This window comes from Gimesia maris (assembly GCF_008298035.1).
In the GTDB taxonomy this organism is placed as follows: Bacteria; Planctomycetota; Planctomycetia; order Planctomycetales; family Planctomycetaceae; genus Gimesia; species Gimesia maris.
In genome coordinates, this window is sequence record NZ_CP042910.1 from 4,196,738 (window position 1) to 4,214,362 (window position 17,625).

Here is a 17,625-nt window from a genome sequence, read left to right on the forward strand (position 1 = left end):
ACGATTATGTTAAGACGTGGAACATGAACCAGAAACGATCCTCATTGCCGAACGACGTCCAATCCTGCCATGATATGATTCACCAGTTGGGTGAGACCGTGGGAGAGCAACAGCGGGAAGTCGAGCAACTCAAACATTTCATTGATCGACTGCTGCGACAACGGTTTGGCGCCCGTTCTGAAAAGATCGCCCCCAATCAAATGAGCCTGTTTGACGAACCCGAGGCTGCCGAGGAAGCAACCGACCCCGAGGATGATGAACCTCCTCCCACGACGGTTTCCGCACATCACCGTCGTGGCGGCGGCCGCAACAAGCTGCCCGATCATCTGCCTCGGGAACGGGTAGAACATGACCTGACGGAATCCGAAAAACGCTGTCCCTGCTGTGACCAGACGCGGCAGCGAATCGGAGAGGTTAGCCACGAACAGCTGGAATTCATTCCTGCCAGCCTGAAAGTAATCGAGCACGTGCGTTTCAAATACGCGTGCCGGAAGTGTGAAGAGCATGTAGCACTGGCTCCTGCTCCTGTCCAGCCGATTGCCAAAGGTTTCGCCGGCCCCGGCTTGCTCTCGACGATCCTGGTGGGGAAATACTCAGATCATCTCCCCCTGTATCGTCATGAATCTATTCTCAGCCGGAATGGCGTACAGCTTTCACGGAGTACGATGAGCCGCTGGGTACTGGAAACCGCGGAATTACTGCAGCCGCTGACTGATCTGATAAAGAACCGGGTTCTGCAGTCGCATGTCGTGCATACGGACGATACGACGATTCCCGTCCAGGACCAACGGCTTTCCCGCACGCGGACCGGCCGGTTCTGGGTTTACTGCGGCGATGCCGCGCACCCGTATTCGGTCTATGATTTCACCCCGAACCGGGAACGCGCCGGTCCCCAGGCGTTTTTAAAACACTTTCGCGGTTATCTGCAGGCTGACGCGTATGCCGGCTACGAAGAGCTGTACCGCTCGGGCAGAATTCATCAGGTTTTATGTTGGGCACATGCGCGACGCAAGTTTTACGATGCGCGGACCGTGCAGCCGGAAGCCGCACACCGGGCATTATTGTTTATCCAGCAGTTATACGCGATTGAACGGGAAGCCGGCGAATTGAAATTGGATCTGTCACAGCCGGCGGACTGTGAACGCTGGTGGCAACACCGCCGACAGTTGCGACAGGACAAGGCGTTACCGGTTCTGGAACAGTTCCGCGCCTGGTTAACAGAGACATCGCGTGTGCTATTACCGAAAAGTCCGGTGGCAGGCGCGATCCAATATCTGTTAAGCCGCTGGTCCGGTTTTACGCGGTATTGTACAGAGGGCATTCTGTCGATTGACAACAATCTGGCCGAACGCACCTTGCGTCCCTGTGCTATCGGCCGGAAGAATTATCTGTTCGTCGGCAGTGATCGGGGCGGCGAGGCCGCCGCCGTGCACTACAGCCTGATGGCCAGTTGCAAAGCAAACGAGGTAGAACCGTTTGCCTATCTGCGCGACGTGTTGGCGCAGATCACCGATCACGCCGCCGATCGCCTGGAAGAACTGCTGCCGGACCAATGGCTGAAGCATCACCCGGAAGCCCACCGTCCCCGACGACGCTGAACCGGCAGTGATTCAGTTCAGACCGTTGATAGACCGTGTATTTGCTGAAACGGTTACCATACGAGTGCCCTCTGCATTTTATGATGAGATCGGGGCTCCTCCAGCAGGGCCAGTATTTTAGGGCGGCGTTTATTGGCTCTGGGCTCTACGCGCCCGGCTTGTCCCACACGTTCGCTGCAGGGAACCTGTTGTCCGAGTGCGGCTAACTCAACGCAGACGCCGGTAACGCCCCCTGGCAGCCAGTTTGTCCCCAGCAGCTGCTGCGTGGTGGTAAAAGAGAGCGAACGCGGATCACGGGCTGTCGCCATGCCACTCTGCAGCATTTTCAACCGAATCAGATTGTACGCCAGCCGGCACGACCAGAGTTCGGTGAGCACCATGGCCGGATGGAGATTGGCGTGTAAAGCGGACCCACTTTGGCGCGGAAATGGGCCCCACCTGGAGTTGGGTTAACCACGCGGGGTAACGTGGTGGTCAGTCTGCCAAAGTGTGGCATCGATGGAAATGCGCAGGTTCTTGAGATCGCGAATTGTCCCCCCATAGCCGCGAACCCGGGACCTGGTTTCCAGATCGTCACAGGCACGTTCCAGCATGAAGCCGCTCAGACACTGGATATCTCGGTTGAAGCGGAATTAAAACCGATCGGCACCACGCCGAATCACCTTATCTGGAGCGTCGATCGGGAAGCCTTCGTCCGGGCCGACAGTCTCTCCGTGGGCGAACAGCTGCAGACTTTAAACGGCATCACCAGCATCACAGCCCGCGGCCCGCCAGAACCGGTTTACAACCTCGAAGTCCAGGTCAAACATACCTACATCGTTGCCGGATGAAAAATTCGATAAATGTAGATCATATTATTAATGTTCGGTATTTTGACAAAAGTTGGTTTCAGGAGGACGAAGAGAAATGCTCCGCGGAGATGATAGAGACTTTTCGTAATGTCCAATCACGTTTTGCCAGTAATTGGATAATAATTTATAGCGTGAAAACTGAGCCGGGTATTGTTGAGTGTCCTGGTACGAAGCTCATCTTTGTGGATGATTCTGGTAAAGTTGACGAAAACATGCTCCAGTAAATCTGACTATTGTTTGAAATCTAGTGTATGGCTCAACACATTTTGACTTGAAGAAAGTCATTACGGAAGCTTGTCCTTTCCTCTACGTCATCACCATCCCCAAGGCGTCGTCAAGAGTCCCGTCAACCGTATCATTAACCTCCGAAAACAGGTTCTTCTGCTGGTCTATCACCTTGGTCTCAGCATGTCTCTGGTGTGCCCGGTAATGCTGTGGCCCTGGTGTCATTGGGACCGTCTAAACCTGTGGGCCGTACGCCCTGCCCCAGCACAGGAGTCTTAGCCGGCATAAGTTGCTGCATTTGCCGCTGTGCCGTAACTACAGGCACCATAGCATTTTGCGCCTGCGGCTGCTGTACAATCGGCCCCGCAAACGCGATTTTAACAGAACAAGGGGCTGGGTGCGGCGCTAATTGGAGCCCGTTTTTGAGCCTAAACTCCTTTCGCCGGTATTCACTATGATCCACTTTATGTACTGGAGCTGAAAGGACTTGCCGCACTAAATATGCACTACCACACAGTATTTTTTGCCCGCTTTCAGCTGCCTTTCCAGCCTGATTCAGTCCCCTATTTTCACATTTTGGGGGTATCGGCGCATGCTGAGATGCCACTTTACCTGTGGTTTCTGGGGCTAACATGCTCAAATCCCGACCAAAGAAAACGGGACTGTTACCAATTGCCTCTAAAAGCGCGTCTGCGTCTACTGTGTATTGGGCGGGGTTATATGGCATTTTGGGCTCTCACAGATAACGGGTTGTTGCAGGGGTTGGCGCAGGGTTGTTGCAGGCTTCGTCAAGCCTCTGAAGAGTGGATAAAACTAAGTTAGATGCTGCCACATTTGAGCATCACACCTCAGACAGATGGCTATCAAAGAAAGCGTCGTCCCTTCGGAGAAGCGATATAATCCGTCCTGTTGACGGGGTTCAGGACCAGACTTTTGTCCCGTAGATGGTATTGGAGATAACATTGGACGAATTGGCTATTGAAGTACTGGAACGACGCTTCAGCGGGATTTATTTGAGTTGATTACAATCAAGAGAAAGTCGTTGGCTATATCTCGATGAAAGAGTGCCTGACAGGCAGACCAGATGGGAGGAAAAATTAAGATTGCGTACAACCTGGAATGGGCCGGCTTTTGTTCAAGGGGATCGTCACAGTATTGATTGATACGTATGATTTCTATTGTGAATGAAGTCGCTTGGTGTGACTGCTGTAAATCCCCTTTTGCAGGAAGCAGAGGACAGATTGTTATGACGAAGACGCCCCCGCGGTTGAACAACTCACAGCGTCAGTGTGACGGGTTTAAGTTCAAGGGAATGCCACCTGAGATATTGAAGAATCCTCCTCCGAAGCCCTTCAGCCTTCTGGGGCCTGGTCATATCCTGGAGCGGTATGATATTAAGCTGATCTACTACAAGCAGGGTCCCTGGGAGTTTATCTCTGAGGGGGAGATCGGCTCTCGCCTCAGATGGGAGAAAGATAAGCTGGCATTTGCCCGAATAGATGCCCCTCTGCTCTACAAACTTATTACCACACTGAAAGATCGGGTGATAGAGGCGAAGTGGCAATGGTGGACGGGGTCCGCGTGGTCGCTGGTTCCCCAGGAGATAGTAGGTAAGACCCCGACCGAGGTATTAGCCAGTCTGGAGAAGGAAGTTAATACCGTACAAGACTTTACGTTCTTTGTAGAACTTGAGAACCCTAATTCCCCCTCGGTCATCGATATTCCCATACATCACAGGCAGGTTTACCCGGGGGAGTGCCTCCGCAGGGGCGATAAATTCGTCGACAAAAACAGTGGGGGCTGGCAGGAAGTACCAGAGACGGTAAAGGGGATCAGAGTAATCGAGCCCCAGAAAGTCAATGCCTTTGCCAGGTTCTGCCGGCCTGTCTCCCCCAACGCCCAGAACTGGTACTATGATGTGGAAAATGGCGTGGAAGGGGGCCTGGGTGGGTATGCCGATCCCTTCCCGTCTCGGGAGCATGCCCTGCAGGCGATTGCCGCTGCTGCAGAACAGACTGGTGCGACTCCTTTGGGGATGCTCTGGGAACTGGCGGGTGACCCGCGAATTGGCCTGCCTCGACAAGCCTTTGACATCCCTGAGCGGCCGCTGCGGGAAGATCGGCTGATTGGCCTGAGTTATGCCGATTTTGTCCCGCCGATGGACCCGATCGACCCGACCGATGATGAACTCGACGTTCGCCAGCCTGCCCTGGGTTCGGTCGCCGATATTGCCAAAGAACGGGGCCTGGTCAAGGCGGCCGTCATTGCCCTGGCTGTAAAACACATGCCCGAGGGGTTTCGCCGCCTGCACCGGCACGAAGAGGTCCGCAAAGGAGATCGCTGGTTCGGACCGGTGTGTGATGATTACGAAGATCTCTGCTGGCAACCGGCCGGGCCGGAACTGCAGGGGATCGAGGTACTCAGTGAAGACGGGCACATTTTCGCCCGACGGATCGCGATGACCTCGACAAATGCTGAACTTTGGGGCAAAAAACGTAAATAGAATCGGGCGATTACCGGGAAACAGTAAACAGTCCCTCAGATAAAGCCCAGTTTGATTTACTGACGACGAGTCTTCACCTTCCGCTCTCAGCGAAGTCCGAAATTCCAAATTGGTTTCTATTTATCGCATTGGAAATAAGCCTGATACTATGCCCTCTGGATTATTACCGGAAACAGACTGCCCGTTTTCATAATCGACCAGTTAATGCCGTGCTCCCTGTAAACAACGGTCTTGTACCTCTGGAATATTGCCACCTTCATACTTCATTCAGCGATCCAGGTAAAGCGACTTATTTTATACAAGAATGAAGTATCGAAACCATGGGACATCTTCCCTGGCGCCGATCCACAGTAATCAATCCTGCTGATGCCAACGCTTCTAAAGCTTCGTAGGCAGAAACTCGGCTTATCGACACCTCTGTCAACATCGCTTGTGTTACCATGAGATATTTTGTGCGCCCAAGCTTCATCGACCGTTGGGTTAACAGCATTGCCATTCGTATCGGTGACTTTCCCCGGAGGGCAACAGCACGATTTAACCAATCTGCCATACATCTTGCTTCATCTGATGGCCGGTAGTCAGATTTAAATTGATAAGTTGCAAGAAGTTCCCCGGCAATGTTTTTTTGATCATCATCTTGAGGACCATCACCAACTGGTAGAGCAAATTTATTTTTCATTGTTCGAAACCTCGAACATGTTTGGTTAATAAATACCACGAGGATCATCACGCCATTTACCCCAGAAATGCCGGACATCATGCTGCGCGGGGATGTATGGTGTCGAGGAGAGTCAAAAAATCATTCCTGAGAATCAGAATTCAGACGCACTGGAATCGTTTTGAATTAGCTCCTCTACTACCTATCACTGCAGCAATCTATCGAAGGGCAATTTAATTTTAGGTTAGTGACCGTCTCTTTGATGATTTGACTCCGCGAACCAACGAGTTTACAATAATTGACAACACTGTCTACCCATGAATAAGTTTATAACAGAGTCAATTGAAATGTAAATCGAAGACGATCAGAAATGAAAAAACTATCACCAAAATCTCAACGAATCATTATTTTAATCGACTTAATTTCAAATGGCTCACAAAGAAAATTTTCTCGAGAAGTTGGTTGTTCCCATTCAGTGATCGCAAAAATTGCTAACGGCCAACAAGAAGCGGGAAAAGAGATTCTCAGCAGGATTGCGGCAATTACAAGCGTGAACCAGAAATGGCTTGAGACTGGATTTGGAGAACCACTACTTTTTCAGCCGTCCGAAGAAAGATTTCTCATCCCGATATCTAATGCTCTACTTCCTGGCCTCCCCTCAAGACATAAGGCGCTGCACACCACACAAAATCTCGCGCTGCCTGCATCAATATATCAGCCAACCCGTTACGCAATTGAGGCTATTAATTGTTTTCAGGGCGAACCGATGCCTGCTGTAATCCTGCCACAAGATCTGCTGATTATAGAAACAGCCATTACCCACTGGAGATCGAATCTCCAGGTATTAGAACAAAAGTATGCTGTTATCCTAACTCATTCTGCAGCCGGGAAACTGCTTAAACTGGAATTGCTCACGGTAAAACACAAGGCTGATGAGCTACCTTTGATCTATAGCGTCGGAAACGAAAACCCAGATCAGAATTTACAGGATAAAAATGAGAAACTGCGGAGACGTATTGAATTAGAAAACAGGCCCTCTCATCAATCGAAATCCCGAAATCAAAATCAGACCGAAAATTCATATTCGGAGGATCTATTGATCCCTATAGACGTTAAACAGATTGCGGGAACTGTGATTCAACTAATTCGTAATTATTGAGTCTTTCTCCATTTGTCTGCAGATCGAATAGATGCATGTCACAGCAAGCAGAATATCATGACCAAGAACGGGAGCAGGAATCTCGCCCGATCGTATTCTACCGGAATGGTCATCACATCAGTATGGAGACCCAGCTCGACGAGTGCTTTCAAGAGTTATTCAAAAATCGCAAAATCACTCGGGATGTCGGTATTAATGGGTTTATTGAAAATCTCAGCCAGGGCACATCGACCCTCACACCTCCGGATGGAATCCAAAACCCTAATGCAGGTCTGATTGCTCCTCTCAGGTTAATTGCCAATTACCTTGGTCGGCTTCTTGTGGAGCGAACTCAATCACCGCGGATCAGCAGCTTACACGATCCTCGCTATATCCCACAGCTCCTCTATCCACCGCTTGCCTGGTTTGTCGCGGAGAATCACCGCGGTCAGATCAAGGTTTCAAGTGAATTTGACGAATCGGTATTAATCGCTGAGCTCTGTGTGGCATATCCCTATTCTCGCATTATCATTCTGGGGAGATATAGCTCTGATCTACAAATAACATTTAACAATGTACGAAAATTACTTCCTCCTGAGATCATTCATTCCGGGAACCTGCTCCTGGTAGAAAACCAGCATAGCTTCGTAATTCATGATGATGCTCCCATGCCTCGGATCATCTTGTCTAAATTCCTTGACATAGCCGACTATGATTTCCCGAAAAGTGACATCGTGATTCTACTCGATGGATATGATTGTGTTCTGGATCATGCGCAGTGTGCGTTAAGTCAGATTGATGCCAGATTCCGATTATTCGGAATTTTTCGCCATCGAAAAAAACAGCCACTATCCCCCTACGAGTTAAAAACCGTTAACTCAGTATTTGGTTTTCAGGTGATAGATCTAATGCCTAATAGTCGCATTCGACGTAAGATCGACCTGGCTTTGATTCCACTTGGACCAACGGGGAATCGTGGTCGATCCAGTCGGCGACGCATTGAATCACCTCTGTGTTATACGACTATGGATCTACGGAATGACAGGATCAGGGATCTATCCATTGCGCTGTCAGCAGGCGCAACTGTTTCCGGAAGCCCCTATCGGGATATTACCAGGTGGCAGGACAATCATCCACGAGAGCGATATTCCGTGTCCATATTAGTACAACATCTGGAACATGCCATCCAACTCGCCCGTAGATTACCTGAATGGCCTATATACCTGGAAATTAACAACTATAATCTGCGTGGACTTCCCCGCAGCATACGTCGCAGGATCAGTACTCCCCCAGGGTTCCATGAAGGGAGAAAACAGATCGTGCTGGTTGATTTTGCCAGGAAGTTCAGCGGTTATTGTTCCGACATCATCGTATGGGCTGGTGGAGGGACTGACATCAATCAAATTCCGAATTCCTGGCAGTACCAGAAAATATCCAATCCTGATAAACCACTTCTCATTATTGACTTTCTTGATAATTTCAGTCGGCAGACTGCTGGCTGGAGTAGAATGCGGCGTCAGGCATTTCGCAAAAAAGATATCTATCGCGTGCGTGAAATACCTGTGGTTGAACGAATCATTAATTATTTCAAAGCTTAAACATGACCAGTGGATCTCTCACCTCATTTGTAAATGTACCAAATCGTCCGGATAGAGCGGTGCTCCCGCTAAACATAGAGCATCAGGTACATTCTTTGCGCAGAGATCATCGCATTCCGAAGGTCTACGGCTCAAATCCGAGATCATTTGATATTGCGAAATTCGCTAAGTATCACAACCTGTGTGCAGTATATGAATGGCTGAAACAACACGGAGGACAAGCAGCTGGCGTCGATGGTATTACATTCAGCGACGTTTCAAATACTGAACGGAATGCGATCTTGAAACAGATCGCAAGAGAGCTGACGGAAGGTACGTATTGCCCTGGCCTAACTCGAGAGGTCCCGGTTCCGAAAGGAACAAACGGTGGAACTCGCCAATTGGCAATACCGACTCTGTTCGATCGAGTCGTAATGAAAGCACTTTTATTGTGCCTGAACGATTACTGGAGACGCATCCTATCAGGTTATGGAAGAGATGTGTGGCTAATATATGCGATTATGCAACAGGCGATCTGGCGCGAGCAAAAATATGTGCTGGCAATTGATGACATCAGAAACTGTTATCCCAGTGCACCGATTGAGCAAGTGCTACATACCCAACAATCGTACTTAAATCAACCAGACCTAATGAGTCTGGTAGAACGAATCATTAGGGGTCAGTGTGGCCCCCATCACACGACTGGACTCGAGCAAGGTTCGCCTTACAGCCCGGTCGCTATGGAGTCGTTTCTCCATAACAGCCTGGATACCGTGATGACAGTGAGGTTTCCAGGATTAACCCAACTGCGATATGTGGATAACACTACATATCTATGCAGAGACAGTAATGAGGGAGAACAGATCCTACAAACAGCAAATGAGATCCTGAGCGAAGCCCAACTAAGACTGAAACGCGAAGACGGGCCACCTCAAGACATCCGAGACCCAAACCATAACAGAACTCTACTGGGTCTGATTCCAAATTGGACAAACGGAGAAATCCAGCTATCCATACCCGAATCAGCATATTCAGACCTGGATACAGGAATGACAATGACAAAAGGCAGTCCCAAACCTGTCATGGCGACTAGAAGGACAATGCTCGGATGGATCAATGCTGTAGGACCTACCCTCACGAACTCGATAGCACCTGGTATAGTCGATCGAGTGAGCAGCATGGCTCTCCAGAAAGGATTCCGGGAATTCTCAAGATCAGAACTCCTGAATACTGCCAGAGAAGCTAGAAAACGCTGGCTGAATCTCACCAGGAGATACAGCAGATGATTCCGCTCTCACAGTCACTATTACTGAGTATGAACTTCTCACTTCTTCTCAGTATCGATCTTCTATTACTTTGCTTGCTGTGTGCTCTCGCACACCGAACTTTTCGCAAATGGCGGAAAAGTGGGAATTGTGCCCCACATTGAGTATTAGACTTCGACTAGCGAACCAATACTACAGTTAATCAGAAACAAGAAGTATGAAGTAGATTGAATTTAGCCACTCAGATAATTGCCATGATAATCTAAGAGTTCGATGTTAATACATGCGAAAACAGGATCTTTGTGCGCAACTACAACACCTTAAATGAGATTTCATATTTTCACTGCACCTTGCCCCGATGAATCCCTGATTTATTATGGATTGGTTTAGTGATCATGACAGTATTTTTGCGCGCGAATGATTCTTTTTAATAGGGCGAATTCTGATTCAGTCACCGGAAGTGTCCATCCATTTGGCATGCTCCCCTTAACTTGATCCATTTGTTGTGAGAGTTTCCAATAGACTTTTTCTAAGGAGACGATCATGACGAAACGACGTAGTAAGCGGCATACCCCGGAACAGATTGTCCGCAAGTTGCGTGACGCCGAGGCGATGCTGAATGCTGGAAAAACCATTGGCGAAGTCTGCCAGCAACTGGGGGGCAGTGAGCCGACCTATCACCGCTGGCAAACTCAGTACGGCGGGATGAAGGCCGAAGAGGCCAAACGGCTGAAAGAACTGGAGCAGGAAAACGGTCGGCTCAAAAGACTGCTCGCTGAAGCTGAACTCGATAAAGCCATGCTCAAGGAAATCGCGGAGGGAAACTGGTAAGCCCTTCTCGCAAACGCCAGGCCGTTCAGCATCTGCAGGATACATATGACGTTTCCGAACGCAGAGCCTGTCAACTGTTGAATCAACCTCGCTCCAGTCAGCGCTACCAGTCGGAACCGCCCGATGACGAGCCGGCGTTGCTGAAGCAAATCCTGGACCTGGTACGTCGTCATCCTCGTTTTGGATATCGACGTATCGGCAGGATGATCCAGGCAGACGGCTGGAAGGTGAATCTCAAACGGATTTATCGTTTGTGGCGTCGAGAAGGGCTCAAAGTCCCCCGGAAACAGAAGAAAAAGCGTGCGTTGGGTACAGGCGCGAATGCCTGCCATCTCCGTCGCGCGGAAAGGAAAAACCATGTGTGGTGCTGGGATTTTATTTTTGATCGGACAGAAACCGGAACCACGCTCAAGTGGCTCTCCGTTTTAGACGAGTATACGAGAGAATGCCTGGTCTTGAAGGTGGACCGTCACATCACCAGTGAAGACGTGATCAATGTCCTGGCTGAATTATTTAAGACGCACGGCGTGCCGGAACATATCCGGAGTGACAACGGCAGTGAATTCGTCGCCCAGGCGATTCGTGAATGGCTGAAACAGATTGGCGTGGAAACGTTGTATATCGAGCCGGCCAGTCCGTGGGAGAATGGCTACGCAGAGAGCTTTCACAGTCGGGTGCGTGATGAGTTCATGAACTGTGAGATATTTGAAAACCTGAGATCCGCCCGGAAGCAGACAGACAGCTGGAAGGAGTTTTACAACGAGGTCCGTCCGCACAGTTCGCTGGGGTACCTCACCCCGAGACAATTTTCGCAGCAGTGTATCTCTTCCAGTCGGACTCCGTCCGCCTTCCAGAGATACACTGCTGATACCCAATTACTCTCATAACAACTGGTACGAAAATGGGGGGCCTGTCACATTCGAATGATGACCACATCAGCCGCTGACGCACAGAAGCGGCCAGGTTTTGGGGTCGCTCCTTCGTGCCGGTGTTCAAACCATGAAAGCCAACTCAACCGGCTAAGCTGCAACCGTTCAAGCCGGCACACTCTACAAAGTTTGAGAAGCCAAAAGCGCCGGGAGCTTTAGCTCAGAACTGTTGGCCGCAATCGCTCAAACAACGCTTCAAATGTCTCGTGGTCTGGTGTGGCGAATGGGCAGAGTCGCATTGCCTTTTGCAGAATCTCGAATACATCTTCAGCCAATTCATCGTCACCACCACGAAGTGAACAACCAACCAAGACTTGAAAGAAGCTATCGTTGTTCTCAACTTCCTCAAGGAATCCTGAATCCTTATTGTCAGTAATTAGAACGAGAATTGCCTCATGTATTGGGTGAGCCAACTCGACGCTCTCATAAGTATCAGTCAGAGCAGTGAATCGGGGATCAATACGATCCATTGCCTTTGAGAACTTTCTGTTGCGTGCTGCAACACTGAACTGTAATTTCACGATGCTTGCTCCATCTCAGTGATTTACCGGATTGAATGGTGGTCGCTGCCCAAATACCCTAATGTAAGTATCGATGTATCGGCTCTCCAATGCACGGGCAGACGCTTTCACAATTCAGCTTTGTATGCACTCAAGAGATCAGTCCACAGATGCCAGTCGCTCCAGCGCTGCTGATCTGATTAACTCGTATTGAGCATGCTTCAGGTAAACAGCCGTTGCCAGAAAGACATGAACGATAGACGGTCCTTCTACCGAAGCGACTCGGGAAAATTGGTCTAATAACGCTGCTGCAGTTTCATAACCATTCCGCTGCAACAGGCTGATTTCGTCTCCTGACGTACTCTGGGTTGTTTTACGCTGCGCTGTAGCCCCCCCGATCATCAGTGCCACCCAGCGGCGTTGCAGTCTGCTCAGAACATCAGATTCCTCAGCCTGCGGATGCCTGTCGAAAATGAATTCGTGAATTTCTGCATTCACCAGATGACTTCTCTGTAACTCATCGAAGCCCAGTAACAGACATCCCTGTAGCTTCTCCGACAACCCCAGTCGAGGTTCCTGCACTGCAGGAGCCGGGTTAATATCCTGTGTGACTGCCAGCGGAAATATTCTGTCAGGTTCCTGCAACCTGATTCGCGCGATGATCTGCAGACGCAGGCCGGGTGCATGACTGAGCATTCGCAGATTTTCTCGATAAAAAAGTGCCGGATGCTCATTTTCGATCGCCAGTTCCAGCACCGCACCGTTCTCAGTAAGCTGAAACAGAAGCGCAGAACCATACGCCCCCTGTACGCTACCTGTGAGGAAAACCAGATCCCAGCCGGCAGGTTGCTCTACTTCAGGCAGTACGGCTCTCTGGAAGACGCCATTCCACTGATCAAGCACTGGTCGCTGAAACAGAGCCTGGACATCCCGACTCTGCCAGGACGCTGTCCCCTGTTCAATGATCTTCACTTTTTTTCCGCGTCCCAGTCGTCCCTGTAGTGATGCCGTGAGTCCGGTCCCCACATAAAGACTGCGTGCCAGTTTGTGTGCGGGCTGGATCAATGAGCCCATTTCAACTCCGCCCCGATAGGCGTCCCGCGCCAGTTGCTCATCACCGGGTCTGACCTCACCAACAGAATAAAAACGACTATCTCCCCCCAGAAACAGTACAGTCGCCCCCGCAAAGCCACTGCGAGTCAGCACAGGTTCGGCCAGCAGGCCCTGTAATTTCCCGGGTTCAACCGGAAATTGCGCACGACGCGAGGTTCCCACCCAATATGGGGCAACCGATTTTTCATCCAGCAACCGCCGTGTTGTTTCTAATGCGTCTGCAATATCCAATGCCAGTTGTAACGGATCAGACTCGGGTGAACGCTTACGGAATTCCAGAGTGCCGGACATAATCCTTAACCCGGTGACGGCAGCGCGGTGCAGACCTTCGGCGCGGCACTGATGTACCGATCGTAATAACTGTGACTGCAGCAGCACGCCGGTATTGGTCACACCAGCTTCCAGAATCCGAGTGAGGGCCCGCACGAATTCTGAGGCAGCCTGCCGTTGCCCGGGACTGAGCTCCGTTTCTACGACCTCCCCCTGCTCTTCGAAAGACTCCGCACTCTCCGCAGAAACCGCATCAGGTAAAACCACATCCAGACTGGTCAGGCAGGCGGCAATATGAAAACAATGGGGTGCCAGCAGACAGGAGCAGACCATCTGATCGATAGTTTCCAGGTGAGTTCCAGAGAAGACTACCGTTTCGTTACCAGCTTCCACCTGCCAGGTGGTCTGTGCCCACTGCCATCGCCATTCCTTCGCGGCTTGGGGATTTCGATCCAGGCGTCTTCGGACCCGGTCCGGCGTTGCATCAATGATCGCAGCAACGACGTTGGGAGAAACCGTGGGGCGCGGGGGTTTGGTCATGCTGTCCCTCCGCGGATCTGATCACCCACCCACTCCGCCAGTCGTTCCGGGCTGACGGCTGCGACAGGCATTCCCGCCTGCACCACTGCCGCGGCTGTTCCCGCATGATAACGGGGCTTCGCCTCGTCATTCAGAGCCGCCAATCCGATGAGCTTTGCACCGGAACTGGACAGCATGACCACCTCAGACAACAACTCCGGCACCGACACACCTTCTTCAAAATCGGTCACAAGTACCACCAGCGTCCGGGACGGATTTGTAATCGACTCGCGCGCCGCCCGCAGCCCCAGGCCAATATGCGTCCCTCCCCCGATCTGAATTTCCATCAGAAGCGACAATGGATCCTCTACCCTGCCGGTAAAATCAATCACCTGTGTACTGAAGGCAAAAAACTTGACATCGATGGCCGGTAAAGCTGAAAATATCGCGGCCATCATGGAACTGTATATCACAGAAGCTTCCATTGATCCGGAAACATCCACCACAAATATCAGATGCCAGTCCATCTGCCTTTTGGCGGGCAGACGATAAACCAGACGCGTCGGAGCAATCGAGATCCGGCCATCACTTTTGCGATAGGCGGTATGCAAATTGGAATTCAATGTTCTGGCGAAATCCAGACGCGGACTGCGACGACGCGTCGGACGGGCGATACTCAATCCATGCAAAGCAGGTCTCAGACGATTCGCCAGCTGTTTTGCCATCCGCTCGGTAATGTTCCGGGCAAGTTTCCGCAACAGACCCAGTTCACGTTCTGAAAGTGCGCCGCGTAATGAGAGCACCTGCTCCAACAGTTCGACAGAAGGTCTCACCGTGGCATGATTCAGGTGCTCCAAAACCGCGGCACGACCATTGACAGCAGCCTCACCCAGAACTTCTTCGCAAACATCTTTACCGAATAACCTTTCGACATCAGAAATCCACTCCCGGACGGAAGGCGCTGCAGCTTCAGTCCCTCCCCGATCAGATGCCAGATCTCCCTGAAGACCACGGCCCTCTCGCTCCGAACCGCCATACAGTTGATCCAGGGTCCCTGCCACCTGCTGACTCTTCGGAGTCGAGCAGCCTTTCACACCTAATATCAGCCGCCAGCGATCAGCCAGTGGAATCTCTCCAGGAGCTTCGGCCACTCGTATCGGTTTCGCAAAGGGATCTTTTATATTTAACTGTCGCAATGGAAAATCCGGAAATAAATTCGCAATTGCTTCACGGCCTTTGCGATCGGCAACCAGTGACTGAGCCAGACGTTCCGGATTTTCCAGATGATGCAGATGTGAGCCTCTCGGGCCATCCGGTTCTAAAATGAGCAGACGATCCCTCAACAAGCGGACTCGGTCAGCTGGCGAAATCGAAAGAAAACCTTTCCGCAGCGCTGGCAGGCGCACCAGAAATTCGTCATCTGCTGAATCACCCAAGCGCTCTGCCAATCCGGACAGCCAGACCGGATCAACTGATACCAGCGGCAGCAGTGGCACCAGCAGGCCATTCAGCCTCAAACTGACTTTCGTTCGTCCTTCATGTGTGCTCGCCGCATCATACCAGCCTGCCAGACAGGCCTGGAAGACATCAGCCGCAATCAGATCTGCTGCAACCTGTGCCCCCCAGGCAGCGCCCTGCATCAGCGGTGATCCTTGCCTGCTCAGCCGTGATAGCTGATCCCGTAAGGCAGGAAGCAGTGAGGACAGTTCCTGATTCCCGGCCACGCTGCCAGAGAGTTCACCTGTAATCATTGCCGCCAGATCAGTCAGCAGGATGACATCGGCGGGGTCAGTAGAACCAAGCAGCCCTTTTAAATGTGAGAGCGCCGTTTCTACCAGTGGTCGCAGTTTCAACAACTCTGGCTGCACCTGAAACAGTTCAACATCCGGAGGCACGGCATCCTCCGCATCCAGTGGTAAACCAGAGATATGACCGGCAGAAATGCGCTGCAGGAGTGAGGCGGCTTCTATGAGTTGTGAAGGTGAGGCAGCCTGCATGAACGTTGCCTGCAACTCTAACAGTAGTGATTTCGTAATGTTACCCAGTCCGCATTCGGCGGCAACATTCAGACGTGCCAGCAGGGTTGCCGGATGCTGTGTCTCACTTTCAACCCCGTCTGCAGCCTGATGCTGAATCCGTTGAATGAACGCCTGGCAGGCCTGATCGAGGGTTGCCCCATTGATTCCGGAGGCCTCGACCGTTGCAGCAGTCGCATGAGTCCATTGCACGCGCCAGACTTCGGTCAGGTTTTCCCGGTGTCCGGTTTGTGCCGAATCCTTTCGCTGGGCATAAGACAGGTTGAGTAGACATAAACGACGCAAGACAACCGCGCGGGCACGATCCAGGGGAGAACGCAGCGGATCAAGTCGCAGCTCGCGAGGCTCATGACTCACAGAATCAGGGCCCGGCAGCTTCAATCGCTTGATGGCGGCTTCAATCTGTAATGCCAGACCGCTGCGTGGTGTCCCTGCGGGCAGTTGCCCTGTTTTCGATCCGACTAATACCGTCTGTGCCGCCGCCGCTACAGCCCGCCCCCGTCCCAGCAGTTCTCCCTGCACCAGAGCAGTTTCGACCGCTTCCAGAAATTCCGCTCGCCCCGGAACCTGATACCCCCGCAGCTGTGATAAATCACGAGCGAAGCGTACGACTTCCATCGCATCCGGGGTACCTGCCACATGTCCTGCCTGTCGAAGCTCGCGGCAAAGCTTCACTGCCAGATCGACGACCAGTTCATTACCTGCTGCTACCGTTTCCACCTGCAACATACTCTGCTGCCAGACCGGATCCATAATCCCGGCAGGATAGCCGCTTCGCTGATCGAGTTGGGTAAAAGAATAAGGTATCAGCGAAGTATCCAGCGTCTTTGGTGGGGATCCTGCTGCCTGCTGCTTCAGGGGAGCAGGCGCTGACCAGAGAACAGGTTCGGGCAAGAGCGCTGCCGCATGAAACGCCCCGACGATCACCGCGGTACGGGTGGGAGCAGACTGGATTGCAGCGCGCATCGCCGCTTCGCGATGTACATCATGAAAAGAGGGCCCCCCGGATGAATGCCGGATCATCCAGCCAAACTGCAAAGCCGCCCGGCGAATTGACTCCGGTGAGGAACCGACAGCGGGCGTCTCCACCATTTTATCCCACAGTTCCCCGGTGTCGCGAACCCCCGTTTTGGCCAGCAGTCTCTCCAGCCAGCTGGTACCTATTGACTGGTTCTCATCCGGAATTTCCTGCGAGTCAAGCAAGGCCATCGAAGTCAGATCCAGATCACACAAAGTCACCGAAACATCATGCCGATCAGCCCAGCGTATGGCTGCCAGTTCCGGGGAAAAATCCGCCAGCGGATAAAAGGACAACAGCTTCGCATCACCACAGGCAGCCAGCGCGACAGGCGCTTCCAGTTCTGGCAGCCCCAGGTAATGCAGCCAGCGTTGAAAATCGGGTGGCATCTCCAACAGGATTGCTTCAGGCTGATACTGGTCCAGCAGAAAGGGCAGCCCCCGTGCCAGCGCAGCAGAATGGTGTCGGACCCCAATCAGCCACGGGGTCGTACAATCGGCCATCTGCTTGAGAACATCTTCTGGCAGGTCATCCCTGTCGGGTGGTGCACTTCGCATTGAATTTTTGTGTTCTCCCTTCGTTCAAACCCGGTCC

Annotated in this window: 12 protein-coding genes; 7 read left to right on the forward strand and 5 right to left on the reverse strand. The window is 51.7% G+C overall.

The annotated features are described in order from the left end of the window. Nucleotides 1-23 precede the first annotated feature (23 nt). The gene (tnpC, locus tag GmarT_RS15460) at nucleotides 24-1,598 is read left to right on the forward strand and encodes an IS66 family transposase (protein WP_044235910.1); all 1,575 of its coding nucleotides are present in this window, start codon (nucleotides 24-26) and stop codon (nucleotides 1,596-1,598) included. Between the two features lie 53 nt (nucleotides 1,599-1,651). Here the strand turns inward: tnpC and GmarT_RS15465 are convergent, their stop codons facing one another. After that, the gene (locus GmarT_RS15465) at nucleotides 1,652-1,978 is read right to left on the reverse strand and encodes a hypothetical protein (protein WP_002643595.1); all 327 of its coding nucleotides are present in this window, start codon (nucleotides 1,976-1,978) and stop codon (nucleotides 1,652-1,654) included. 90 nt (nucleotides 1,979-2,068) lie between these two features. Here GmarT_RS15465 and GmarT_RS15470 point away from each other — a divergent pair, with 90 nt between their 5' ends. Beyond that, nucleotides 2,069-2,428 (forward strand): Hint domain-containing protein, encoded by a 360-nt coding sequence (locus GmarT_RS15470; RefSeq protein ID WP_149302948.1) that lies wholly within the window; start codon nucleotides 2,069-2,071, stop codon nucleotides 2,426-2,428. Between the two features lie 1,492 nt (nucleotides 2,429-3,920). Then, nucleotides 3,921-5,177 (forward strand): hypothetical protein, encoded by a 1,257-nt coding sequence (locus tag GmarT_RS15475; protein ID WP_002643591.1) that lies wholly within the window; start codon nucleotides 3,921-3,923, stop codon nucleotides 5,175-5,177. Between the two features lie 289 nt (nucleotides 5,178-5,466). Here the strand turns inward: GmarT_RS15475 and GmarT_RS15480 are convergent, their stop codons facing one another. Further along, nucleotides 5,467-5,856 (reverse strand): hypothetical protein, encoded by a 390-nt coding sequence (locus GmarT_RS15480; RefSeq protein WP_149302950.1) that lies wholly within the window; start codon nucleotides 5,854-5,856, stop codon nucleotides 5,467-5,469. Between the two features lie 349 nt (nucleotides 5,857-6,205). Between GmarT_RS15480 and GmarT_RS15485 the strand changes: the two genes are divergently transcribed. The 4 genes from GmarT_RS15485 (at nucleotide 6,206) to GmarT_RS15500 (ending at nucleotide 11,533) form a co-directional block, all read left to right on the forward strand. Beyond that, nucleotides 6,206-6,994, forward strand: coding sequence for a helix-turn-helix domain-containing protein (locus GmarT_RS15485; protein ID WP_149302951.1), 789 nt, complete (start codon nucleotides 6,206-6,208; stop codon nucleotides 6,992-6,994). 35 nt (nucleotides 6,995-7,029) lie between these two features. Next, nucleotides 7,030-8,571: a hypothetical protein gene (locus GmarT_RS15490; RefSeq protein WP_002643587.1), complete on the forward strand. Its 1,542-nt coding sequence runs from the start codon at nucleotides 7,030-7,032 to the stop codon at nucleotides 8,569-8,571. Nucleotides 8,572-8,573: 2 nt separating this feature from the next. Beyond that, on the forward strand, nucleotides 8,574-9,836 hold the full coding sequence (locus GmarT_RS30400; RefSeq protein ID WP_002643586.1) for a reverse transcriptase domain-containing protein: 1,263 nt from the start codon (nucleotides 8,574-8,576) through the stop codon (nucleotides 9,834-9,836). A gap of 522 nt (nucleotides 9,837-10,358) precedes the next feature. Continuing rightward, a protein-coding gene (locus GmarT_RS15500; RefSeq protein WP_230682490.1) for an IS3 family transposase occupies nucleotides 10,359-11,533 on the forward strand; the annotation gives its coding sequence in 2 pieces (ribosomal slippage) (nucleotides 10,359-10,632 and nucleotides 10,632-11,533; 1,176 coding nt in all). A gap of 197 nt (nucleotides 11,534-11,730) precedes the next feature. On the opposite strand, the gene GmarT_RS15505 is transcribed toward GmarT_RS15500, so the two are convergent. The 3 genes from GmarT_RS15505 to GmarT_RS15515 form a co-directional block, all read right to left on the reverse strand. After that, on the reverse strand, nucleotides 11,731-12,096 hold the full coding sequence (locus tag GmarT_RS15505; RefSeq protein WP_149302953.1) for a hypothetical protein: 366 nt from the start codon (nucleotides 12,094-12,096) through the stop codon (nucleotides 11,731-11,733). Nucleotides 12,097-12,234: 138 nt separating this feature from the next. After that, nucleotides 12,235-13,998, reverse strand: a complete 1,764-nt coding sequence (locus tag GmarT_RS15510; RefSeq protein ID WP_002643582.1) for a hypothetical protein — start codon at nucleotides 13,996-13,998, stop codon at nucleotides 12,235-12,237. Next, nucleotides 13,995-17,588: a DUF5682 family protein gene (locus tag GmarT_RS15515; protein ID WP_002643581.1), complete on the reverse strand. Its 3,594-nt coding sequence runs from the start codon at nucleotides 17,586-17,588 to the stop codon at nucleotides 13,995-13,997. The genes GmarT_RS15510 and GmarT_RS15515 overlap by 4 nt, the downstream gene beginning before the upstream one ends. Nucleotides 17,589-17,625 lie beyond the last annotated feature (37 nt).